Annotated in this window: 17 protein-coding genes; 9 read left to right on the top strand and 8 right to left on the bottom strand. The window is 64.6% G+C overall.

Features of this window, described 5'->3' with window-relative positions; all coding sequences use genetic code 11:
• Positions 1–2: 2 nt before the first annotated feature.
• Entirely contained in the window at positions 3–1,040 is a 1,038-nt protein-coding gene (gmd, locus tag MXC99_RS15650) for a GDP-mannose 4,6-dehydratase (protein WP_247726345.1), read from the bottom strand.
• Between the two features lie 202 nt (positions 1,041–1,242).
• Here gmd and MXC99_RS15645 point away from each other — a divergent pair, with 202 nt between their 5' ends.
• From MXC99_RS15645 to MXC99_RS15625, 5 genes are all read left to right on the top strand, one after another.
• A complete protein-coding gene (locus MXC99_RS15645) occupies positions 1,243–1,845 on the top strand; it encodes a hypothetical protein (RefSeq protein WP_247726344.1) in 603 nt (200 codons plus the stop codon).
• Complete coding sequence (locus MXC99_RS15640) at positions 1,842–3,605, top strand: type I secretion system permease/ATPase (RefSeq protein WP_247726343.1); 1,764 nt, start codon at positions 1,842–1,844, stop codon at positions 3,603–3,605. Before MXC99_RS15645 ends, MXC99_RS15640 begins: the two co-directional genes overlap by 4 nt.
• Before the next feature lie 34 nt (positions 3,606–3,639).
• Positions 3,640–5,385 carry a type I secretion system permease/ATPase gene (locus tag MXC99_RS15635; protein ID WP_247726342.1) on the top strand — a complete coding sequence of 582 codons (1,746 nt, stop codon included), beginning with the start codon at positions 3,640–3,642 and terminating at the stop codon, positions 5,383–5,385.
• 71 nt (positions 5,386–5,456) lie between these two features.
• A complete protein-coding gene (locus MXC99_RS15630) occupies positions 5,457–6,800 on the top strand; it encodes an HlyD family type I secretion periplasmic adaptor subunit (RefSeq protein ID WP_247726341.1) in 1,344 nt (447 codons plus the stop codon).
• A 2-nt stretch (positions 6,801–6,802) separates the two neighbouring features.
• Positions 6,803–8,173 carry a TolC family outer membrane protein gene (locus tag MXC99_RS15625; protein WP_247726340.1) on the top strand — a complete coding sequence of 457 codons (1,371 nt, stop codon included), beginning with the start codon at positions 6,803–6,805 and terminating at the stop codon, positions 8,171–8,173.
• A 60-nt stretch (positions 8,174–8,233) separates the two neighbouring features.
• Here MXC99_RS15625 and MXC99_RS15620 read toward each other — a convergent pair whose 3' ends face one another.
• From MXC99_RS15620 to MXC99_RS15590, 7 genes are read right to left on the bottom strand one after another with little or no spacing between them, the layout of a single operon-like run.
• Positions 8,234–9,226 (bottom strand): hypothetical protein, encoded by a 993-nt coding sequence (locus MXC99_RS15620; protein ID WP_247726339.1) that lies wholly within the window; start codon positions 9,224–9,226, stop codon positions 8,234–8,236.
• Positions 9,227–9,235: 9 nt separating this feature from the next.
• Positions 9,236–10,642: an MBOAT family O-acyltransferase gene (locus MXC99_RS15615; RefSeq protein ID WP_247726338.1), complete on the bottom strand. Its 1,407-nt coding sequence runs from the start codon at positions 10,640–10,642 to the stop codon at positions 9,236–9,238.
• Positions 10,643–10,645: 3 nt separating this feature from the next.
• Complete coding sequence (locus MXC99_RS15610; protein WP_247726337.1) at positions 10,646–14,008, bottom strand: glycosyltransferase family 4 protein; 3,363 nt, start codon at positions 14,006–14,008, stop codon at positions 10,646–10,648.
• Positions 14,005–15,087: a glycosyltransferase family 4 protein gene (locus tag MXC99_RS15605; RefSeq protein ID WP_247726336.1), complete on the bottom strand. Its 1,083-nt coding sequence runs from the start codon at positions 15,085–15,087 to the stop codon at positions 14,005–14,007. Before MXC99_RS15605 ends, MXC99_RS15610 begins: the two co-directional genes overlap by 4 nt.
• Positions 15,084–16,397: a class I SAM-dependent methyltransferase gene (locus tag MXC99_RS15600; RefSeq protein ID WP_247726335.1), complete on the bottom strand. Its 1,314-nt coding sequence runs from the start codon at positions 16,395–16,397 to the stop codon at positions 15,084–15,086. Before MXC99_RS15600 ends, MXC99_RS15605 begins: the two co-directional genes overlap by 4 nt.
• Complete coding sequence (locus MXC99_RS15595) at positions 16,397–17,647, bottom strand: ABC transporter ATP-binding protein (RefSeq protein WP_247726334.1); 1,251 nt, start codon at positions 17,645–17,647, stop codon at positions 16,397–16,399. The genes MXC99_RS15600 and MXC99_RS15595 overlap by 1 nt, the downstream gene beginning before the upstream one ends.
• Positions 17,644–18,438: an ABC transporter permease gene (locus tag MXC99_RS15590; RefSeq protein ID WP_247726333.1), complete on the bottom strand. Its 795-nt coding sequence runs from the start codon at positions 18,436–18,438 to the stop codon at positions 17,644–17,646. Before MXC99_RS15590 ends, MXC99_RS15595 begins: the two co-directional genes overlap by 4 nt.
• A gap of 582 nt (positions 18,439–19,020) precedes the next feature.
• On the opposite strand from MXC99_RS15590, the gene MXC99_RS15585 reads away from it, so the two are divergent.
• From MXC99_RS15585 to MXC99_RS15570, 4 genes are all read left to right on the top strand, one after another.
• Positions 19,021–23,253, top strand: a complete 4,233-nt coding sequence (locus MXC99_RS15585) for a DUF4214 domain-containing protein (protein WP_247726332.1) — start codon at positions 19,021–19,023, stop codon at positions 23,251–23,253.
• Positions 23,254–23,358: 105 nt separating this feature from the next.
• Positions 23,359–23,589, top strand: a complete 231-nt coding sequence (locus MXC99_RS15580; RefSeq protein ID WP_247726331.1) for a DUF6447 family protein — start codon at positions 23,359–23,361, stop codon at positions 23,587–23,589.
• A 250-nt stretch (positions 23,590–23,839) separates the two neighbouring features.
• On the top strand, positions 23,840–24,118 hold the full coding sequence (locus MXC99_RS15575) for a type II toxin-antitoxin system RelE/ParE family toxin (RefSeq protein WP_247726330.1): 279 nt from the start codon (positions 23,840–23,842) through the stop codon (positions 24,116–24,118).
• A 12-nt stretch (positions 24,119–24,130) separates the two neighbouring features.
• Complete coding sequence (locus tag MXC99_RS15570; protein WP_247726329.1) at positions 24,131–24,427, top strand: HigA family addiction module antitoxin; 297 nt, start codon at positions 24,131–24,133, stop codon at positions 24,425–24,427.
• Positions 24,428–24,574: the final 147 nt, after the last annotated feature.

Genomic DNA, 24,574 nt, shown 5'->3' with positions numbered 1-24,574 from the left:
CGTCAGAACGAGAAGCCGTGTTCATTACGGCGGATGTCCGCCTCCACCATCATCTGGCAGAGCTGCTCCAGCGTGGTCTGCGGCGCCCAGCCTAGCTCGCGCTTCGCCTTTTCCGGGTCGCCGATCAGCAGGTCGACTTCGGCCGGGCGGTAGAACTTGGGATTCACCCGCACCAGCGTCCGGCCCGACAGGCGGTCGATGCCGACTTCCTTGTCTTCGCGGCCTTCCCATTGCAGGTCGTAGCCGACGGCCTTGCCCGCCAGGGTGACGAAATCGCGCACCGTCTCGGTGCGCTTGGTGGCCAGCACGTAGGTGTCAGGGTTGTCGGCCTGCACCATCCGCCACATCCCCTCGACATATTCTCTGGCATAGCCCCAGTCTCGTCTGGCATCGAGGTTGCCCAGTTCGACCACATCCAGCTTGCCCAGCCTGATCCTGGCCAGGCTGTCGGTCACCTTGCGGGTCAGAAACTCGCGGCCGCGCAGCGGCGACTCGTGGTTGAACAGGATGCCGCTCGTGGCAAAGATGCCGTAGCTTTCCCGATAGTTGATCGTCATCCAGTGCGCGTACAGCTTGGCGACGCCGTAGGGGCTGCGCGGATAGAAGGGCGTGTCTTCGGTCTGCGGAATGCGCTGCACCTTGCCGAACATTTCGGATGTCGACGCCTGATAGAAGCGCACCTGCGGATTGACGATGCGGATCGCTTCGAGCAGGTTGACTACCCCCAGGCCGGTGATTTCGCCCGTGGTGATGGGCTGGTCGAACGAGACGCCCACGAAGCTCTGTGCCGCCAGGTTATACACCTCGGTCGCGCCCGTCGTCTGTAGCAGGCGGATGCTGGCAGAGAGGTCGGTCAGGTCGTATTCCACCAGCTTCAGGTTCGGATGGCTGGCAATGCCCAACTCTTCGAGGCGCCAGAAATTGACCGAGCTGGTGCGACGGTAGGTGCCGAACACCGTGTACCCCTTGTCCAGCAGTAGTTCGGCCAGATAGGCACCATCCTGTCCGGTGATGCCGGTGACGATTGCAGACGTGCTCACACAAAACCTCGTTTCGGGTCATCCCCGTTCGATTGCAGGAAATTAGCGCCGGATTATCGCATCACGGCGGGCGAAGTCGATGCCCATGGTGCAATGCGGCATCCACTCATCCCGGGTGGAGCGCTTGCACGGTGCGGGTTTGAGCAAGGTGTAAATCTCTTTTAAAATTTCATATAGGACTTGCTGTACAATCGCGCCCCACATGCCTACCCAGCTCCGCCTCCGGCTCGACACCTCGCCCGACCAGAAAGCCCGCCTGCTCGCCCTGCAGGCTGTGTTCGCGCGGCTGTGCAACGCGCTGGCGCCGGTGGTGCGCACCACCCGCTGCTGGAACCGGGTGGCGCTGCACCACATGACTTACAAGAGCCTGCGCGAGCAGTTCCCGGAGATCGGCTCGCAGATGGTGTGCAACGCGATCTACTCGGTGTGCCGCACCAGCCGGCTGGTGTATCAGCACCCGAAGAGCCCGTTCAACGTCGCCCGCCTGGGCGAGCGCCCCTTGCCCCTGCTGCGTTTCGCCGACAACTGCCCGGTGTATTTCGACCGCCACACCCTGAGCCTCAAGGCCGGGCAAGTGTCGATGTATACGCTCGACGGGCGGATGCGCTTCCAGCTTGCGCTGCGTCCCGAGGATGAGCAGGCCTTCCACGAGCAGAAGCTGCGCGAAATCGTGCTGTCGCGGCGGGCCGACGGCGGTTTCGAACTGGCGTTCTGGTTTGCCGAGGCCGACCCCGACACTGCTGCCGCGCCCACCGAAACCGCCGACGAAATTCCCGAATACCTCATGGTTGAAGCCACCGCATGAATCCCGACAAGACCCCGTCCGAACTGCGCGAGGCCGTGCTGGCCTTCAAGCCCCATTACTGGCGCGCGTTCCGCTTCGCCCTCATCGGCGCCTTGCTGGTGCTGGCGCCGACCGCCTACATGTTCGAAGTGTACGGCCGCGTGGTGGATAGCCGCAGCCATATCACCCTGGCGATGCTGACCCTGCTGGTGGTGCTCGCCTTCATCGTCATGGAAGTGCTGGATTGGGCGCGCTCCGAGACGATGCGCGAGGCCGGACAGCTGCTCGACCAGCGGATGGCGCCGCGCATCTTTCAGGCGCTGTACGAATCCAACCTGCGCCGCTCGGGGGCGCCCACCGTGCAGCCGATGAACGACTTTCGCACGGTGCGCGACTTTCTGCCCCATCCGGTGCTGGGCGCGGTGATGGAGTCGCCGATTTCGCTGGTGTTCATGGTGATCCTGTTCCTCGCCAGCCCCGTGCTGGGGTGGACGGCGGTCGCCGGCGCGGTGGTGCAGGTCGTCCTTGCCTGGCTCAACGAACGCAGCACCAATCCGCCGCTGATCGAGGCCAACCGCGCGGCCATCGGCGCCCAGCAATATGCCGACGGCTCGCTGCGCAACGCCGAGGTGATCGAGGCGATGGGCATGCTGCATCACATCCACCGGCGCTGGATGGAAAAGCAGCATGAATTCCTCGGCCTGCAGGCCGAGGCCTCGGACAAGGCGGGCGCCTTCCAGGCCGGGAGCAAGTTCGTCCAGACCACGATCGGCTCGCTGCTGCTCGGTCTGGGCGGCTGGCTGATTCTGGAAGACGCGCTCGCCGGCGGCCCGGGGATGATGATCGTCGCTTCGGTGCTGGGCGGGCGCATGCTGGCGCCGCTGGTGCAGATGGTGAGCCAGTGGCGCGCGGTGGTGAACGTGCGCGACGCCTGGCGCCGGCTGGACAAGCTGCTGGCGCAGATCCAGCCACGCCCGCCGGCGATGGCGCTGCCGGCGCCGCGCGGCATCGTCAGCGTCGACAATCTCATCGCCGCCGCGCCCGGCAGCAACGCCCCCATCCTGCGCGGCGTCGCTTTCGGTCTGCAGCCGGGTGAAGTGCTCGCGGTGGTCGGACCGTCGGCTTCCGGCAAGACCACGCTGGCGCGGCTGTTGGTAGGGCTGTGGCCCACCAACAGCGGCAAGGTGCGCCTCGACGGTGCCGACGTCTTCGCTTGGGACAAGCTCGAGCTCGGTCCTCATCTCGGTTATCTGCCGCAGGGCGTGGAACTGCTCGACGGCACCCTGGCCGAGAACATCGCCCGCTTCGGCGAGGTCGATCTCGACAAGGTGCATGCGGCGGCACGCGCAGTCGGCCTGCACGAATTCATCCTGTCGCTGCCGCAGGGTTACGACAGCCCGGTGGGACGCGACGGCGCCATCCTGTCCGGCGGCCAGCGCCAGCGCGTCGCCTTGGCGCGCGCGCTGTACGGCGAGCCGGTGTTCGTGGTGCTCGACGAACCCAACTCCAGCCTCGACGACGCCGGCGACGCCGCGCTGGCGCAGGCCATCGCCCGGTTGAAGGCGCGCGGCACCACCTTCGTGGTGATGACCCACCGCACCAGCGTGCTGGCGGTGGCCGACAAGATGCTGGTGTTGCGCGATGGCGCGCAACAGGCTTTCGGCCCGCGCGACCAGGTGCTGGCCGCGCTCAACCAGGCCTCCCAGCAAGCCGCACAACAGGCACAGGGCGCCCGCCCGCCCGCGACCGGCGCCGCGCCGGCCGTGGCCGCGGCGCGCTGAACGCCGCCTCACCCATGATCTGATCGGAACAACCATGGCATCCACCGGTTTCTTCGCGCGCAGCGAGCTTGCCGCCACCTTGTACGCGTTCAGGCGCGAATTCCTCATCGTGGGCCTGTTCAGCATGGTGGCCAACGTGCTGATGCTGGCGCCCACCCTCTACATGCTGCAGGTCTACGACCGGGTGCTGGTCAGCCGCAGCGAGCTGACCCTGCTGGTGGTGTCGCTGATCACGCTGTTCTTCTTCGCGGTGATGGCCTTCGCCGAATGGTCGCGCTCGCGGCTGCTGGTGCGCGCCGGAGTGCGGCTCGACGCGGTGCTCAGCACGCGCGTGTTCAACGCCAGCTTCGAGGCCAACCTCAGCCAGTCCGGCGCCCCGGCGCAGCGCGCCTTCAACGACCTGACCGAAGTGCGCCAGTTCCTCACCGGCAACGGCATCTTCGCCTTCTTCGATGCGCCCTGGGCGCCGATCTACATCGGCGTGCTGTTCTTCCTCCACCCCTTCCTCGGCTGGGTCTCGATCGGCTTCGCGCTGGTGCAGGCGGCGCTCGCCTGGTTCGGCCACCGGCGCACGATTGCCCCGGCGGAAGAAGCCTCCAAGGCCGCGCTCGAGGTCAATCTGTACCTGCAAAGCAAGCTGCGCAACGCCGAAGTGGTCGAATCGATGGGCATGCTGGCTGGCCTGCGCCAGCGCTGGGCGCAACGCCATGCCGCCTACATGGAGCGCCAAGGCGCCACGCAGGCGCTCAGCCATCGCATCACCGCGATCAGCAAATGGGTGCGCTACTGCCAGCAATCCTTCGCGCTGGGGGCGGGAGCCTTGCTGGTGATCGACGGCCAGCTCACCGCCGGCGGCATGATCGCCGCCAACGTGCTGATGACCCGTGCCCTGGCGCCGATCGACCAGATGGTGAACACCTGGCGCAGCTTCATCGGTGCCCGCAGCGCCTTCCTCCGCCTGGAACAACTGCTGCAGGCTCATCCCGAGCGCGACCCGGCCTTGAGCCGTGTGCCGCCGACCGGCGCCGTGGTGCTGCGCGACGTGCTCGCCAGCGCGCCGGGCCGGGCCGAGCCCATCCTCAAGGGGCTCAGCCTCGAGGCCACGCCGGGCACCGTCACCGTGGTACTGGGCCCCTCGGGCTCGGGCAAATCCACCCTGGCGCGGGTCCTGATGGGCATCTGGCCCGACGTCGCCGGCGAGGTGCTGCTCGCCGGCCAGCCGCTCGCCGGCTGGAGCCGTGCCGAACTCGGCCCCTACCTGGGCTATCTGCCGCAGGACATCGAACTGTTCGACGGCACCATCGCCGAGAACATCGCCCGCTTTGCCGAGATCGACTCGGACAAGGTCATCGCCGCCGCGCGCAGTGCCGGCCTCCACGACATGATCCTGCGCTTCCCGAAGGGCTACGACACGCCGATGGGTGAGGCCGGCGGCCTGCTGTCGGGCGGCCAGCGCCAACGCGTCGGCCTGGCGCGCGCGATCTACGGCGACCCGGCGCTGATCGTGCTCGATGAACCCAACGCCAACCTCGACGACGTCGGCGAGGCCGCGCTGATGCAGGCCGTGCGCGAACTCAAAGCCAAGGGTCGCACGGTGTTCCTGATCACCCACCGCCCGGGGGCGGTGGCGGTGGCCGACCAACTGGTGGTGCTGCGCGATGGCCGGGTGCAGGTGCAGGGCGCGCGCGACGCGGTGCTCGCCCAGCTGCAGGCAGCACGTCCGGCCGCGCCTTCGGTCACCACGCCCCCCGCCGCCCCGCCGGCCGCCGTCCCCGCCTGACTTCCGCCTGATTCCCGCCCGCGCCCCGAGGCACCGACCGACTTTCGAACCGATTTCTGCTGGATACCGACATGGCTACTTCCGACTTCAACCTCTCCCCGGTTGCCCCCAAGAACGGCGCTCCGCCCGCCGACACCGGCCGTGCCGCGCGCGTCGGCCTGTGGGCGCTGGGCCTGGGTTTCGGCGGCTTTCTGCTGTGGGCCGCCTTTGCCCCGCTCGACGAAGGCGTGCCCGCCCAGGGCACGGTCATGGTCGACACCAAGCGCAAGGCCGTGCAGCACCTCTCCGGCGGCATCATCAAAGCGGTGCTGGTGCGCGAAGGCGAGCTCGTGCACGAAGGCCAGGCGCTGATCGAACTCGACGCCGCCACCGCCCGCGCCAACTACGAATCCGTGCGCCAGCGCTACCTCGGCCTGCGTGCGATGCAGGGCCGCCTGACCGCCGAGCAGGCCGATGCCGAGGCGGTCGCCTTCCACCCCGATCTGCTCGAAGCCGCCTCCGACCCGTTGATCCGGGTGCAGATGGAAACCCAGCGCCAGCTGTTCCAGTCGCGCCGCGCCGCCCTGCACGCCGCGCTGCAAGGCATCGAGGAAAGCATCCACGGCCAGGAAGCGCTGCTCCAGACCTACGACGGCATGCTCGGCCCGCGTCGCAGCCAGCTCGCCCTGTTGCAGGAGGAACTCGAGCACACTCGCGGCCTGGTCGCCGAAGGCTATGCCCCGCGCAACCGCCAGCTCGAACTCGAACGCCAGGTGGCCGAAGCCGAGGCCACCATCGCCGAACTGACCGGCAACACCCTGCGCGCCCGGCGCGCGATCGCCGAGCTGCGCCAGCAGGCCATCGCCCGCCAGCAGGAATACCGCAAGGAAGTCGAAACCGAACTCGGCAACGTGCTGCGCGAAGTCCAGTCCGATGCCGAAAAGCTCATCGCCGTGCACGCCGACCTCGAACGCACCGAAATCCGCGCACCGGCCTCGGGCCAGGCCATCGGCCTCGCCGTACAGACGGTGGGCGGCGTGATCCAGGCCGGGCAGAAGCTGATGGACATCGTGCCCGAGGACGAACCGCTGCTGCTCGAAGCGAAGATCGAACCCCACCTCATCGACAAGGTGCGCACCGGGCTGAAGACAGACATTCGCTTCAACGCCTTCGCGCATTCGCCGCAACTGGTCGTCGAGGGCGAGATCGTCTCGCTGTCGAGCGATCTGCTCACCGAGCAGGTTGGCAACGGCCAGATCGCCTACTACCTCGCCCGCGTCAAGGTCACCCCCGAAGGGATGGAAGTGCTCGGCAAGCGCCGCATGCAGCCTGGAATGCCCGCCGAAGTGATCATCAAGACCGGCGAACGCTCGATGCTGACCTACCTGCTCAACCCGCTGACCAAACGCCTCGCGGCGTCGATGAAGGAGGAGTGAGCATGCGCGACGACGCCTCCCGCCGCCGGCAGCCTCGCCAGTGGATGCGCCGCCTGGCGGTGGCCGGCCTGCTCGGCGTGCTCAACGCTCCGGCCTGGAGCCTGGACCTGATGCAGGCCTACCAGGCCGCACTCGCCGAAGATGCCCGCGTCCGCGCTGCGCGCGCCGCGCGCGATTCGGCGGTCGAGCGCCTGCCGCAGGCGCAGGCCCAGCTGATGCCGAACATCGCGATCAACCTCGGCCGCAACAAGAACGACATCGACCGCACCCAGGAAAACGCGCTGGGGCGCGACGTCGAGTTCGGCGAGGAGTATTTCAGCTACAACCAGACCCTCCAGCTACGCCAGCCGCTGTTCCGCATGCCCTTGTTCGCCGGCCTGCGCCAGGCCGGCTTCGTCGTCGATGACGCCGAAGCGACACTGGAACGCGAGCTGCAGGACCTCGGCGCACGCGTCACCGGCGCCTACATGGAAGCCCTGCTGGCGCAGGATGCGCTCGAACTGGTGCTCAAGCAGAAGACCGTCACCACCACCCAGCTCGATGCCGCGCGCAAGTCGCTCGAGGCCGGCTACGGCACCCGCACCGACATCGACGAAGCCCAGGCGCGGCTCGACATGAACACCGCCGACGAGCTGAGCGCGCGCCAGCACGTGGACTTCACCCGCCGCCAGCTCGAAATCCTGATCGACCGGCCGGTCGACACCCTGCTCCCGGTCGACGCCCAGCGCCTGCCGCTGCTGCCGCCCGAGCCCGCCGATGTGAGCGAATGGGTCCGCCTCGCCGAAGAAAGCAGCCCCGAAGTGCGCGCTCTCGAGGCCCGGGTCGAAGCCGCCCGAGCCGAGATCGCCAAGGCCCGCGGCGGCCACTACCCGACCGTCGACGCGGTGGCGCAGATCTCCAAGAGCGGCAGCGAAAACGTCACTTCGCCGAGTTCGAGCTACACCAACCACATGATCGGCGTACAGGTGAACATCCCGCTGTTCGCCGGCGGCTACGTCAGTTCCACCACCCGCCAGGCCATCGCCGAGCAGGTGCGCGCTGAAGAAAACCTCGAAGCCACCCGCCGCGACCTCGCCGTGCGCGTGCATCGCGAACACCGCGGCGTCACCGAGGGGGTGCTCAGGGTCAGGGCGCTGGAGCAGGCGGTGCGCTCGGCGCAACAGCTGGTCGCCTCCAGCAAACGCTCGTTCGAGGCCGGCAGTCGGACGATGGTGGATGTGCTCAACGCCGAACAGCAGCTGCAGACCACGCTGCGCGACCTGGCCGAAGCGCGCTACCTGTATCTGGTGTCGCGGGTGCGGCTGCGCGCACTGGTGGGAATGGACCGGGCGCGGAGCATCGAGGAGGTGAATGGGTGGCTGGGGCGGGGGTGAGGGTGCCCGGGAGGGCCGAAGCATGAAAAATCGTTCACAGTCAGCAGCTTATGACTGATCTCAGTCATTCCGCATGCAAGATTGGCCGATTGCGTCCGAAACCGTTGTCGCAAGTCTGTTGGTGTGCTCCACGCGCCTTTCCGCCGTCAGATGAAAATTCGTATCGAAGAAGGCTTCTTCTTCGTACATAAAATCGAACGGTTCTCCCGCGTAGCTCAATCCATTTGAGCGCGCCACTTCGGGCAGCGTCTCGTAGTAATCACGTTCGATTGCATTGTTCCGATAACTTGGGCGATAAAGCATGGCAGGCGGCACGAAAATCGCACACCCGCCCATCGTTTCAATGTGCCGCGCCAATGCCCGCCACCGTGCCCAGCTTGCGCCGCCCCGCAGGGCACGCGCACCATACTGCTCTGGTGTCGATTGCTCTACGGCGGCTTTCATTGCATCGGTGCGGTGTGCCGTTTCGCTATTGATCTGATCCCCCCTGGCATCCAGGTTTTGTGGGCCATACAGCCCCGCAACATGAAAGCCTGGCGGTAAGCCTCGATATCCCTCCAGCACGCGCTCAAGCGGTAACTGCCAAATCAGTTGCAACCAGCGCCACCAACCGATTTCGCTGATCGGTAGAGGATGAGTGGCGTAAAAGTCGATGAACTGCCGGTTGATCACCCCTTCGTCGTGATACAGCGGGTATTCCAGCGGCAGAATCACCCAGTCGCCCGGGCGTAGGATCTGTCGTGCTCGATCGATGATGAATGGCGCCAGCACCCCGGCATTGACACCCAGATTGACCGTCGGCCGGCCTAGCGCGCGGCTGAGCAAACCCGAGTCGATCCCGAACATGGCGCTCGACCCCGCCACGATCACCACCCTCGGGCCCTCAATCGTATTGGCTGCGGCAATTTTGTACGCATAAGCCTGCTCCACCCATTGGTTATACGCGTGAGGGCGGCCTGCAAGGCTCGCCACCACAACCAGCCAGAGCGCGGCGAGTGTTAGCAGCGTGATGATGGCGCTGAGGATGAAGTGCAGTGAGCGGGCCTGTTTCATCGCCCTGGTTCAGAAATTGAAATACAAAAATGCCCGATCCGGGCGTTCCGCCAGCGCTTTCAATACCATCAGCATCAGCGCAACACATACCGCCCCGCGGGCGCGATCGCCAAGGCTCAGGCAGCACTGAAGACTGTTTCGCCCCAGTGTGGCGAGGACAAGCAGCGGGGGAATTACCCAGATCAGTCCGCCGATGACCTGCTGCTGCACCAACTCCGTCAGCAGCAGTTCGAATGTGGGAAGGGTGAAGGCGCTCGGGAGTGTCAGCAGACCGCCATACATGGCCAGCGCAACCTCCAGCGAGGCCGCACGAAACGGCACCCAGGCCAGCATCACCGCGCACAGCGTCAGGCTCCAGGCCAGCCACGACGGGATGCGCAGCCCGCCCCCGCGTCGCCAGGCATGGGCCACCGCAAGCATCAATCCGTGAAGGCCGCCCCACACGACGAACTGCCAGCCCGCGCCATGCCACAATCCACCCAGCAGCATCGTCACTGCCAAGTTGAACGATCTGCGCACCGGCCCAACCTGGTTTCCACCCAGCGGCGCGTACAAATAATCGCGCAGGAAATGCGACAGCGTGATGTGCCAGCGTCGCCAGAACTCCACCACGGACACACTGCGATAAGGTGTGCGGAAATTGGTCGGAAAACGCAGGCCGAACAGCAGGCCCAGTCCGATGGCCATGTCCGCGTACCCGGAAAAATCGAAATACAGCTGCAGCCCATAACCGAATGCTGCCGTCGCCACCTGCAGCGCATCCAGTGCCTGCCCGCCGGCGGCCGCGCTGAAAAGCGCATCGACGCCCGGCGCCAGTGAATCCGCCAGCAACACCTTTTTCGCCAGCCCCACGCACAGCAGGCTCATCCCCAGCGTCCAGGGTAGGGGGCGCGCCAGCCATGCCCGCGTGAGCTTGGGGATGATCGTGCGCGCGTGCACGATCGGCCCGGCGATCAACTGGGGGAAAAACGACACGAACAAGGCATAGCGTGCGATACCGCTATCGGCGGTAATGCGCCGCTGGTACAGATCGACCTGCCAGGCAATCTGCTGGAAGGTGAAAAACGAAATGCCCAGCGGCAGCACGAACTGCAAAGCCTGTGTATCGGGCAAAAAGGCCAGCAGGAACGCGGCGTACTTGAAATACAGCAGCACCGCCAGGTTTCCAGTCACCGCGACGCTCAGCCAGCGCTTGCTCGGCGTGGGCGCCTGGCGCTGGCCGACGGCGTAATTGAACAGGATCGAGCCCAGCAATACCGCACCGTCCCGCCAACTCCACGCCAGGTAAAACACTACCGAGCCCAATAGCAGACCGGCAATGGCCCACTCCGGGCGGCCCAGTCTGCGGCACACCGCAAACACCAGCAGCATCACCGGCAGGAACACCAACAAAAACGGATAGCTGCTGAAAATCACGGCTCAGCCAGGCTGGCAGCTTGCGCACACGATGTTCCACAGCCGCTTCGACACCGCAGGCCAGCGATGGTCGGCCGCCCAGCGCTCCCGTTCGTTTCCGTAGGGGTCCGGGTGTGACAACCAGTGCTTCAAGCCCTCGACGATCTCGCCTGTCTGGTGGCCGGGCAGGGTATAGGTCACCTCGCGTACATCGGCAAAAATCGGCGAGGTTGTCACCGCCACGGGGGCCGCTACGGCTAGCCCCCAGCGCACCGATGCGCTCGACGACTCTCCGGTGGCGCCGGTCGGGTATACCAGTCGGTCCGCCATCGCGAGCCGGTCCAGCGTCTCCGTTTCAGTCAGGAAGCTCGTCTCCAGCACGATGTCACCCCGCCAGGGCGATGCGGTGATCCGCTTCATCAGTAACTCGCGGTAGCTGCGAGATGCTTCGCCCGGGTATTCGGGTGTCTGCAGCAGCAGCCGCAGGTTTGGCTGGCTCGGACGGAGCTGATCGAAGGCCTCCACCAGCTCAAGATAGCCCTTGTTCGGCAGCAGAAAGCCGCCGCACCCCAGCACCACGTCCTCAGGGTTGAAGCCGGTGGCCGCACGTAGTGCGCTGCGCCGATCCACATCCACGGTGTAGGCCGGAATGCCGTGCGGTATCAGCATGGCGTTGTGATCCAGTCCCATGTCTTTCAGGCGGTTCAGATCGTCGATCGAATGCACCATCAACCGTGTGCAGCGCGACAAACCTGTTCGGGCATGGCGGAGCGACTTTTCGATGTCGCCCCACATTACGTCACGCGTCGCATGAAGCACGACGTGGCAGGCAATGCCACGCTCGGTCAGGGTCTGCAGCAGCATGTCAAGCGCAGGAAGATCGAAAAAGGCGAAGTTGAACTGCAGCAACACCGCGTCCGGTGCCCACGCCAGCAAGGCGTCGCGCAGCCGATCCAGCGTGTCGCGCGCGCCGCTGATCCAGCAGCGCTCGACGGCCACCGCGGTGTCGTCCCACGCATGTTCGTCTTCATTGGCAAAAACGCGCAGCACGGCGGGCGAAAACGCCTGCACTTGCGCGTGCGCATAGTCCGCAATGCCGCAGCGCGCGTTCCAACTCGACACCAGCGCAACCCGGCCCGGCGTGCGCCGTACCGTCGTGGGCGCCAAGGTCTGGCGCGCCATGCGCAGGTTGTGCACGGCCGCCGCCCAGGTAAAGCGCGACTCGACCAAGGCGCGCGCTGCGGCACAACGTCCATCGCGCACCGCAGCCGGGGCTTCGAACACCGCACGCAACTGCGCCCCCAGGTCGGCCTCGTCCGGTTCGGCCCATACCGAATTGAACAGCCCGAAGTGCGACTGCGCCCGCGCATAGCGGTAATCCACCAGCCACGCCGTTTCGGGCGTACAGAAATCGCGCTGCCCACCATGCGCACTGGCCACCACCGGCACGCCGAACAACATCGCTTCGGCCAGCGGCAGGCCGAAACCCTCGCCCCGTGCCACGCCAACGAAGGCATCCGCCAGTTCGTACAAGGCCCGCAGTGCGCCGGGGCTGAGGTCGCCGTCGATGTGTTCCACTTCGGCGGCATCCGGGTGCGCCTGGCGCCAGGTGGCCAGGTCGGTTACGAAGGTGTTGTGGGGGTTGGCGAAAGTCTTCACCACCAGGCGCACCGGGTCTCGAGATGTGAAGCGTGCGGCCCAGGCGCGCATCAACACATCCAGCCCCTTGCGCGGAAAACCCGACGAAATATGGACGAAGGTGAAGCAGCCTGCGCGCCGCGTCAGCGGCAGGGCGGTCGGCGTGGATTCGGCGCGCAGCACATGGTCGGCCCCCAGACCCACTACCTCGATGGGCACGCACACCCCGTTGTCCTGCAACACACGCTGCACGAACGACGACATCACCGTAATGCCCGTTAGGTGGTCGTTGAACGCATCCACCCAGGCGGCCGGAAAACCGCTTTCCTCCCAACCGTAGCTCAGCAGCCAACGGTCGCGCCCGCGCAGGGCGGTCACGCGCGGCGGGTAGCAGTTACGGGTGGCAACGTCGGCAAAACCGCTGGCTTGCCCGCGCGCCCACGCCTCGGCCAGGTCCGGATTGGCCGCCAGAAAACCCACATCCGGCGCAAAGTCGCCCCCCCCTTCGGTGCTGTGCAGGCTCACCGAATCGCCCGCTGCCATCAAGCCGCGGGCAAATTCGCGATTGACCAGGGCCAGGCTGTAGTGGCGGTCGAAGGGCCCCTCGATTCGCCAGTCCATCTGCCGCCGCATCACAAAATCGTCGGCAGCGGCGGGGGAATATGGGGCCACAATGCCCAACTCGGCCAGGAAGCGCGCCAGTCCGGTCTTGAGGCGAGCGTAGTCGTACTGACGCAGGTTTTCACGCTGGCCTTCGATCATGTGCCGCCGCAGGCCAGGCTCGCGCGATAGCAGCGCGACCAGCGCCGCCAGCGCCGCGGGCGATTTTTCGCGACACACCAGCCCACCCGTGCCCAGCGTGGCCGCCACGTTGCTGCTGTCCCAGGCGATCACCGGCACATCGAACAGCATCGCCTCCAGCAAAGGCATGCCAAAGCCTTCATGCTCGCTCAGGCATACAAACACGTTGGCGGCGCGATACCAGGCAAACAATTCGGCGGCGTCCACCTTGCCGGTCAGGTGCACATAGCCCGTCAGCCCCCGGTGGCGGATGTCGGCCCGCAACTGCGCCTCGTATTCGGCATCGGAGGTGCCGCCCACCAGGATCAGTTCCACCGGCTGCGTCATGCGCGGCAGCAGGGCGGCCATCATTTCCAGCAAATCGTGCTGGCATTTGTTGGGCGCAATCCGCCCGACGAACAGCACCGTGAAGCGGTCCTCATGGCGTGCCGCCAGCGTTGCGTCCCACGGGGCGTCCAGGCACTGCTCCACATCCACCAGCAGCGGCAGGGTGCGCACCGTGTCGTAACCCAGCGCCTTCAGTTCGTCGGTGTTGTAGTCCGACATGCCGATGCAGGCATCGAAGGTCCGTTGGGCGTGCCAGCCGGCCAGCATCGCCCGGCCACGCAAGGACAAGCCGTGCACCGGGTGATCCGGCGCAAAGAAATGCGCTGGCGTGATGTTGTGATACACCAGCACCTTCCGCGCACGGCGGCTGCTTACCCAGTCTCCGTAGTCGTGCCCGAGCGTGTGGTGCACCAGCAGCAGCGTGTCGGCCGCGTCCTCATAGTCCTCGGCCGGCCGCACGTCGTCCGCCAGCGCGGGGTCGATCATGGAAGCGTAGATCTCGGACACGAAGCCCAGCTCGCGCAGCATGCGCTGGGTCAAGAACATGCCGTTCGATGCCCCGTCGGCTGCGAGCACAGCGGGGCTGAACTGATGCACGGCAAGGGGGCGGGGCGGGCTCATGACACACCGATCTCACGCAGGCAGCCGGCCAGGTCCTGCTTCAGGCGGTCGCGGGCGAAGCGGCTCATACGTTCGCGCTGCCCGGCCAGCATCGCGTCGCGCAGGCTGGGGTCGCGCGCCAGGCAGGCGAGGGTGGCGGCCAGTGGCTCGGGGGATTTGTCCCGCACCACCAGGCCGCCGCAGCCCATCGTGTCGGCCACGCTGGCGAAATCGGCTGCGATCACCGGTGTATCGAACAGCATCGCTTCGATCAGTGGCATGCCAAACCCCTCGTGCTCGCTCAGGCATACGAAGACATCCGCCGCGCGATAAAGACCATACAAAGTTGCCTCATCGACCTTGCCCATCAGGTGCGCGTAACCTTGCAGCCCCAGGTGGGCAATGTCGTCGCGCAAGCGGGCTTCATAGCTGTCGCTGGCGCTACCGCCCACCAGCAGCAACTCGGCCGGATGGTCCAGGTGTGGCAGCAATACTTGCATCATCCGCAGCAAATCGTGCTGGCACTTGTTGGGCGTCAGTCGCCCCACGAACAGAATCGTGAACCGGTCGGCGTGGTCCGCGACGATCTTTTCGTTCCAGGGTTTGGCCAGGCAGTCGTCCACATCCACCAGCAAGGGGATGGTTCGCACCAGCGGATAGCCCAACTCGATCAGCTCGGCGCTGTTGTAGTCCGAATCGCCAATGCAGGTGGCAAAGGTGCCCTGCGCCTGCCACCGCGCCAGCATATTGCGGCCTTTCAGGGACAACCCATGCACCGGGTGTTCGAGCGGAAAGAAATGCGCGGGCGTAATGTTGTGATACACCATCACCCGCCGCGCCTTGCGCGCCTCGATCCAGTCGCCGAACTCGTGCCCCAGTGCGTGGTGCACCAGCAGCACCTGGTCCTCGTCATCCGGACAACTGGTCGGGAAGTGCACCTCGCCACTCAGCGACGGTGGCGTGGTGAATGAATAGATCTCCGATTCATAGCCCATTTCGCGCAGCAAGGTACGCGTAAAGAATATCCCATTCGACACCCCGTCGTCCTTGCTGATGGCCGGGGTCAGCTGATGCACCGCACGCACGTTCAGCGGCCTCATGCCTGCGGCTTCCGGGCGATGATGGCGTAGTCCTGCGGGCCGTACAGCAGGCTGTTCAGGCGGTCACCCACCTCGTGTCCGGCCGTAAACCACAGGGTTTCATCGACCGGGTGCAGGCGCTCGATCTCGACCGCCTCAAAGCCGCGCGAGCGCACGGTAAAGGCCAGCAAATCGGCCGGAATCGGCCGCAAATGGCTGGGGTCCAGCCAGAAGCTGCTCGTCGCCACCATGATGTTGGCCGGGTCCGGCGTTTCCAGAATCAGCAGGCCGCCCGGGCGCAGCACCCGCAGCGCTTCATCCAGGGTGCGGACCAGCACTTCGAAAGGCAGGTGTTCCACCACATGCAGCGCGCTGACGGCTCCCAGGGATTCGGAGGCACGGGCGCTCATCCATTCGCCCACGTCGGCTTCGAAGGCGGTCAGCCCCTGAGCCTGAGTACGGGCAATGGCCGTGGCATTGCTGTCCACGCCAAAGGCGGTCAGCCCGGCCTCGGTCAGCACCGCCAGCCATTCACCCCGGCCACAGCCCAGGTCTGTCAGCGGGGCGTCGGGGGTGCCGGCGCCTGCAGCGGTTACCCGCGGCAAGTAATGTGCCACCCGTTCACGGATTACCGCCTGCGGGCCGCGCCAGGCGTCTTCGAAGTCCTGGTAGAACTTATCCATCACCGTCGAGAGCGGGGCCCCGGCAGCAGAACTCACCGAAGTGCTTGTCTTTGCCTGCGTGCCCGCGGTACGCACCTGCGCTGCTTCTGACTTGAAGCGTTGCCAGACTTGTTGCAGGTTGTCCAATGACTCGCGCAACAACACCGCTTGTCCCTCGATGCGGGCGTGCTCTGCAGTATTTGCACTCAGGTGCGTGCCCAGGCGGTGTTCCATTCGTTCGATTTCGGCCTGTAGCACGTTCTGCCGCTGGGTCAGCGTGTGTTCCAGCCGCAGCAAAACGGCGCGTTGCTGGTCCGCCTGCGCCGCCTGTGCAGCAAGCAGGTCGGCCAGCTTGGGCAGGCTCACCTGCCAGCGTGCCCAGCGTACGCAGTAATGCAGCACCGGTCGCTTGCGTATCGCCACCATCGCCGCCCGCAAGCCGTGCCACCCCTTGCGTGCAAGGCCATACACCCGCGGCCAGCGCTGCAGGCGGGCGCCAATGCTGCTGGCCACGGTGGACTGGGGCAGTCCTGGTGCGGGCGAGGTGTTTGCCAGTGGCGTGCGCAGCGGCGCCGGTGGCGGCACACGCCCGGGTGGGCGCTGCAGTTCGGCTTCGACCGCCGCCTTCAGCGCTGCATAGTCGATATGGGGGTTCTGCTCGAGAAACATCAGCTTTCGGTCCGCTCTGCATAGGTGACCGACGCAGCCGGCTCAGTCGTCGCGTCGATGGAAAAGTGTGCCCCCAGCCCGGCCAGCCCCACAAACCGTGCCCCCCGGAAACCCGCCACTTCAAAGCTCAGGAGCGCGTCGGCCCAGTGGTAGCAGGCTTCCAGGTGGTGCTCCTGGCTGTGCAGGGCTGCGGTCAGGGTGTATTTTCCGGGCCCCAGGTTCAGCTCCAGCGCAAAGCGCACGGTTTGCCGCTGTCCGGGCTGCAGGGTCAGCGTACTGCCCAGGTATTCGGTATTTACACCATAAATGTCCTGACCAAAGCGGTCGCGCACCAGGATGCCCACGGTGGTTTGCATGGGCACAGGCGTGTCGCACTGCAGTTCCAGGCAGGCGTCCACCCGTTCGCCCGCCGCAAAGGGGCCGGGGTTGCCCTGCTTGCCTTCCAGCCAGCCGCGCACGATGCGCGCCTCGCCGGTGCCAAAGCCGGTCTCCGGCGTCATGGCCAGGGCGGCTTCTTCGCTCAGGCGGGCGATCAACTGGTTGTAGAATACCGCCGCCGGCTCGGCCTCGCCCTGGAACACACAATGCCCGTGGTCCATCACCAGCACGCGGTCGCACAGTAGCTTGACGGCATTCAAGTCGTGCGAAACGAATAGCAAGCCACTGCCCGCCTTGCGAAACGCGCGGATGCGCTCGAAGCATTTCTGTTGAAAGTACGCGTCGCCCACCGACAGCGCTTCGTCCACGATCAGCAGGTCGGGGCGAAAGGCCGTCACCACCGCAAAGGCCAGTCGCATCTGCATGCCGCTGGAGTACACCCGCACAGGCTGCTCGAAGTATTCGCCGACCTCGGCAAACGCCTCTACCTGCGGCAAGGCCTGCGCGATCTCGTCTCCGCTAAACCCCATCAGCCCCAGTGCATGACGCGCATTGGCGCGCCCCGTCAGTTCCGGGTGAAAGCCCAGCCCCAGCTCCAGAATGGCGCCGACGCGTCCGCGCCGGTGCACTTCGCCCGCTGAGGGCTGCAGTGTCCCGGTAATCATCTTCAGCAGCGTGCTTTTGCCCGCGCCGTTGTGGCCGATGATGCCCACCACTTCGCCCGGCGCCAGGACAAAATTCACATCGTTGATCACCCAATGCTCGGTCGCCGGCTTGCGCCGCAGCCCAAGCCAGCCCAGTACCCGCCGCCATTCGGACGAATATTGCCGGTACGCCTTGCTCAGTCCATTCACCACCAGCAGGGCGTTCATAATACGTCCGCCATTTCTTGCCCCGCTGCGCGCAGGCACCACAGGGCCAGTGCCATCAGCCCCAGTGCCAACCCCGCCACCAGCACCAGCCCGCCCATCGCCGGCGCAGTCTTGAACACCAGCACCGCCTGAAAGCCATCCACCACATGGAACATCGGGTTGAATCGCATCCAGGGCTGCGCCCCGGCCGGCAGGATCGATGCCATATAAATAATCGGGGTGAACCAGAACCAGAACTGCAGGACGATCGGCGTCATTTGCCCAATGTCGCGGATGAACACGTTCAGCACCCCCAGCAGCAGCCCCAGCCCCAGCCCGAAGGCCACCACCACCGCATACAGTGGCACCAGCCACAACACCAGCCAGCCCGGCCAATGCCCCACCAGAGCGTAAAATGCCAGGGCCACCAGCGCCAGCGCACTATTGTTAACCAGTGCGGAGCCGGTCAGGATCAGCGGCAGGCAAATCTTGGGAAAGGCGATCTTCTTCAGCAGGTTGCCGTTATCGATGAACAGCATCTGCCCGCGTGTCACCAGCTCGGCAAACAAGGTCCAGGCCATGGTTCCGGCCGTCAGGTAGATCGCGTAGGCGAACGGGCCTTCCAGCCCGCCCAGGCGTGCGGCAAACACCCCGGACAGCACCAGCGCAAACACCGCCACCTGCGCCAGCGGATGCAGCACCATCCAGACGCCCCCCAGCGCGTTGCGTGCAAAACGGGCGTGCAAGTCATTCCGGATGGACGACAGGATGAACTGCCGGTAGCGCCAAGCGTTGATTAAAAAGCCTTTCATATATGTGCCAGCCCGAAAGAGTGCGCGAGTGTATGGGGCGGCCTGGCAAGCGTCAAACCCGTGATGTCCGCATGAAACAGCGGGCAGGTGTTGCATGCCTGCAACGGCGGGCTGGCCGGTGATGTGTGCCCGATTGACGCAGGAGATCGGGGGCCGCCAACATGCGTTTGGGGCGTGTCTGTCAAGCTTGAGGTTGCGACGATTGTCAAAAATTCCTCGGCATACAAGGCTCTGGCGTGGGATGTTCGCGGCGCGCCGTGTGTCGGGTGTAAGCCGTGCGGGTGGGGCAGGCGGCTCGGTGTGGGCGGCCTCGGTATCCCATATGCGGGCCGCCGACCGACGAGCCTGCCCCGATGGCATGTGCCTGCAGGGTGTTCGGGGAGCTTTGTTGTTGTAAAGCAGCACGATTGTGTATGATAGTCTCTATGACTGTCGTCGGCGAAGGTCGCCGCTGCGTCAAAAGACCCATGTTTGGGGGCCATGCCCCACAGTGGGGTATGGCAACAGACCGGGGGCTGACGGGCCCTCAGCCTGTACGGAACGGTCTGAGTGTCGATTCGACTTATCACTGGAGAGTTTTATATGGCAACCGTTTCTGAACAAATTCAGCAGATCTACATCGGCCTGCTGGGCCGCGCCGCTGACCAGGCCGGCCTGGACTACTGGACGGCCGAAATCGATGGTGGCGTTCTGACGATCGAACAGCTGCGTGCCAACATCGTGAACGAACAGCCGGAATACGCCGCCGGGCAGGGCAGCATGACGCGCGCCCAGGCGGTTGCCGATCTGTACCAGAATCTGTTCAACCGCGCCCCGGAAGCCGACGGCCTGGAATACTGGGTCAATGGCGACGGTGCCGGCGTGAACATCGACCAACTCGTGCTGGCGCTGATCAACGGCGCTTCGGCTGCCGACCAGCTTGTTCTGGACAACAAGACCGAAGTGGCCGAGTACTATACCGCGGCGGCCGGTGACGATTACACGGCTGAAGCGGCGACCGCTGTGGTTGATGATGTGGATGGCACCCGTGATTCGGTCGAGGATGCGATCGACGCCATTGATGCGGGGAATCTGGCGACGGGTGAGACCTTCACGCTCACCAATGGTACCGACGTTGCCACTGCCAACGTGTTCAACGCCCCGATGGTGTTCACGCCGAACGGTGATGACCGCATTTTGTCGCTGCAAGATGAAGACGTGCTGACCGGTACTGCGGGTCGTACGGACAACACCCTGAACGTGACGATGGGCAACATCAACGCGAATGAAGGTACGACCGTAACCACGACGCCTTACCTGAACAACATCCAGAACGTTAACATCGACTGGACCGGTAACACCACCACGCTTGATCTGCGTAACGCCGACGCCACCGAAGCTGTGAATGTTCAGCGCGTGACCAGTGACGCGACCACAGTGACGGTCGACAACATTGGCACCCCCGCAGCCGACTTCCGCGTGGCCAACACCGCGTCGGACAACGTGATCGCACTGTTCCGCTTCAAGCAGGGTGTGCTGACCGGCGATGAAACGTTGTCGCTTGAGCTGAATGACGTTCTCGCCAACTCGGTTACTCAAAACGCCCGTGGTGCCGGCGCTGGTATCGAGGGTTTCGAAGCGGTCAACCTGAATGCGCTGAACGGCGTTGATCTCGCTAACTTCTCGGTCAACGAGATGGAGTCGCTGGTCATCACCGGTAGCGGTGCGCTCAAGATTGCTACGCTGACCCCGACCGCTATCGTGACGACGCCCGAGTTTGATGCGCTGGGCGCCCCCGGCATTGCCAACCTGGGTGCCGTTGGCCTGCTGACGCTGGATGCCTCTGCCTTCGAAGGTGACCTGACGCTCGACATCACCAACTCCCTGGGTGGCTTTGCCGATCCGGCCAACTCCGGTCAGACCGTGCATGGCACCGTGACTGGTGGCCTGGGCGACGACACCTTCTGGACCAGCGCTGCAGTGGCTGCGACCTCGGCAACCAACCGCGACGTCATCAATGGCGGCGAAGGCGTGAACACCCTGAAGACCACCAGCAACATCGTGGGTAACGCCTCGATCACCAACATCCAGACTCTGGAGCTGCGTCAGCAGGCTGGTGCTCAGACAGTGGACTTCGATGCGTTTGATGACGCAGAGCTGACTTCGGTTGTTATGCGTGATGAGAACAGCAACGGCGCTGGCGGCACGTTCCTCCTGAACGACGTCGGTGCGGCATTGGCTGCTGATGGCCTGGTGCTGCAGCACTCGGTGACCGAAGGTGCAGTGATCGCGAACAATGCGACGGTCCGCGTTCGTCTGGCTGATGCTTCGGGCACCAACGACACCGTCGCCATCCGCGTCGAAAACGAGCGCAACACCGAAACCCAGTTCAACTACACGCTGAACTTCGACGGCCAAGCCAATGGCGTGGGTGCGATCGAAAACGTAACCATCGTCGACGCCGACACCGAAGACAACAACGTTGTTCTGACCGCTGCGCAAGAGCACACCGGCACCGTGACCCTGTCCGGCGGTCGTGCGGGCGATGACTACACCGTGGTCTCCGCGCTCAACGCCAGCGTGATCGAAGCCTCGGCGCAACTGAGCAACCTGCGTTTGTCCGTGGGTGATACCGTTGCCCCGATCACCACCATCACCCAGGACATCCGTCTGGGTGCAGGCGACGACATCCTGACCTTCGTCAATATCAACGACTTCGACACCACCGACAGCATCACCGACGCTGGCGGCAATGACACCGTCCGCGCCGCATTCAGCCAGAACGCGAACCTGACGCTGACCGGTATCGAAGACCTGCACATCATCGCCAACGAAAACGTCACGCTGGGTATGGCCAATGCCGACGTCGAGAACCTGGTGATCCTGGCGGCCAACGCCGCCGACGGTGGTGCTGACGCTTCGCCTCTGACCGCGGAGCCGTTCAACGTTGCCGGCGTGACGACTGCCGACATCATCACCCTGAACGACACCAACCTGACCGAGCTGAACTTCAGCGCCGACCTGGATACCGACGACGACAACACCGCTGCGAACCGCGTCCTCGCCGAAGCGGCAGCGCGTGGTGCTGATGCGGCGTGGAACGGTATCGGTACCAGCGCTGCAGGCGATGCGGCCTATAAGGCTGTTATCAGCGACGAAAGCACCGTTGGCAACTTCAACGGCGTGACCCTGGCCAACAACGCGGCCACCGCGCTGACGGTCAACATCAATGCCAACCTGGATGACGTCATCTACGGTGCAACGGCTTACAACCTGGGTCAGCTGACCGCCCACGGCATCACCTCGATGAACATCGTCGTCACCGACGAAGATGTCACCGCCGGTGCTGCAAACGCCGTGACCACGATCAACAACATCTGGTCGAAGACCATGACCTCGCTGACCGTTTCGGCGGCCGACGATGTCAACCTGAACACCGTGTCGGGCGCAGCGCTCAACAACTCGCTGACCACCTTCGACGCCTCCGCTGTCGGCGGTGACCTGACGGCCACCGTGATCTCGCTGGGCAACAACGCCACCGTGACCCTGGCTGACGGCGACAACGTGTTCTCGGCGCTGGGTTCGGCCGGTACGAACATCACCATCAATGCTGGCAATGGTGACAACACCATCACTGGCTCGGCTCAGAAGGACAACATCAACACCGGCTCTGGTTGGGACGTGGTGGCTGGCGACCGGGGTGACAACGTCATCAGCACGGGCGCGGGCAACGACACCGTGACCGCGAAGGACGGTAACGATACGTTCGACGTGGGCACGGGTATCGACACCGTGACCGACAACCTCGGTACCGGCATCAATGCCACCTTGGCGACCAACACGGTGTCCATGAGTGGCGGTGTGACCACGCTGTTCATTGACGTTGCCGGTAACGGTGCTGGCGCTGGTGACATTGACCAGATGTTGGCTGTGGGCGAAGGTTCCGACCTGACCCTGAGCTGGACCGGTGCAACGCTGCTCGACGCGTCGGCAGTGCTGGATGGTCGACTGGCAGTGGTAGAGAACGTAGCCCTTGCTGCGACTATTACGGGCGATGCAAACGCCAACCTCAGCATCATTGCTGGCGCGGGCTCGACGCTGCAAAGCACGGGGCTTGCCGGTGCTTCCACCGGCGTGAAGACCGTCAATGCTGGCAACGGCAACGACGTGGCCATGTGGACGGGGTCGGCCGCTGGCGATGGCCTCATCTTCAACGGCGGTGCGGGTAACGACGCTGCTGTGGGTACCATCGATAACGATACCTTCGCGGGTGGCATGGGTGCAGACAAGTTCGTGCTGCAGGACGTGGCAGCGGTGGATACTATGGTCGACACCATCGTCATCGCCGACGGCGACTCTACTGCCGCTGGTTGGGACGTGATCGTGGGCTTCGAAGCAGCCGGTGCTGCGGGTGCGGCCGGTGTAGTGGCCGGCTCCACGACGGCGGGTGACGACGTGCTGGACCTCGCCTCTGCTTTCGCAGCGGTCGGCGCTGGTGCTGTCGATGGTGCCAACGTTGGAAACGTGCGCTCGCACAGCGTCGCAGCCGGCAACCTCGTGACCTTCGACGACGTAGATGCGTATGCCGCTCCGGTGCTCGTGGGAACGGGGGCGGGTCAGCTCTCGCTCGCGAACGTGCTGAGCTACCTGGCAACCAACTTCAACGGCTTCAGCGCCACCGTGGCGTTCAACTACGATGCCGACGGCGACGGTGTCAATGACAACACCTTCGTGTTCCAGGACGGCGCTGCCGATACGGTGGTCGAACTGGTCGGTGTGTACAACGGTGTCGAGGCTGTGACGGGCGGTACTGCGGGCCTGATCGAGATCGCCTAAAGGCGGCTGAGGTCTCGTGGGAGCCCAGCTCCCTCGAGGTTATAAGCTACGACCCCGCCCCTGCAAGGGGGCGGGGTTTTTTTCAATATCGTTAAGGATTGTTCAATGACCAAGGAAGCGAAGAAGTCCTCCATTACCATCGACGGCAAGCAGTTTGCATTGGATGACCTGAGTGCCGCCGCGCGCTCCCAGATCGTCAATCTGCGGGTGACCGACCAGGAGATTGCCCGCCTGCAGACCCAGTTGGCCATCGCCCAGACGGCGCGTGCCGCCTATGCCCAGGCTTTAGCCGCAGAGCTTCAGTCGGGCGCCCCGCAAAAGGGCAAGCAGAAGTAAGGCCTCGGCCTGTTGGGCAGGTGCGCAGCGCACCGCGCTGTGCCTTGCTGAGAATAATCGGGGACAGACCACGGTTTACTGGCCCATCCCCTGACCCTTAATCTACCGAGGGCGCAGCAACCCGAACCCCCGTTGCTCAAAAGGCTGCGGGGGTTTTTCGGTCTACGGCGCAGTCTCGCCAGCGCCGACTTTCATGGGCGTGGGGTTTTCTGCAGTTGCTGAATGTAGCGCGTGACGCTACAGTAAACAAATGATCAAGCACTTCAAGCACAAGGGCCTTGAGTCGTTCTTCGAAACAGGGAACAAATCGGGCATCCGGCCGGATCATGCCCCCCGCCTGGCACGGCAACTGCGGCAATTGAACGATGCCGCGAGTCCGCGCGAGATGAATATGCCCGGCTGGCGCTTGCACCCGCTTTCCGGCGATCTGGCCGGGCATTGGTCGGTGACGGTCAATGGCAACTGGCGGATGACTTTTGTGTTCGAAGGCGAAGATGCCATCTTGGTCGATTACCGGGATTACCACTGAGAAGGAGCTCATATGGCCAGAATGCACAATCCGCCGCACCCCGGCGAAACCTTGCGCGAGGATGTTCTGCCGACACTGGGATTGACGGTGACCCAGGCGGCACAGGAACTCGGCATCAACCGCGTAACGCTTTCGCGGGTGGTGAACGGCAAGGCGGGCATCAGCGTCGATCTCGCGTTGCGCTTGGAGGCGTGGCTCGACGGTCCGAGCGCGGAAAGCTGGCTGAAGGGGCAGATTGCATATGATCTGTGGCAGGCCGGGCTGCGGGGGCAAACGAAGGTCGCTGTTCGCCACGCGGCGACGGCTTGACTGTCAAATTGCGCGAAATAATCACCCGGGCTCCAATGAGGTGCCCTACGTTTTCCGTCTTCCAACCGGTCGTCTTCATGCTGCCATTTCTTGCTGATCCTGTCGTGCGATCCAGTTCTGCAGGAACGTGGTCGGCGACAGATATCC

It is taken from the genome of Thauera aromatica (genome assembly GCF_023093595.1).
Lineage (GTDB): Bacteria > Pseudomonadota > Gammaproteobacteria > Burkholderiales > Rhodocyclaceae > Thauera > Thauera aromatica_A.
The sequence above is the reverse complement of the archived record's forward strand: the minus strand, read 5'-3'. Positions and strand labels throughout refer to the sequence as shown.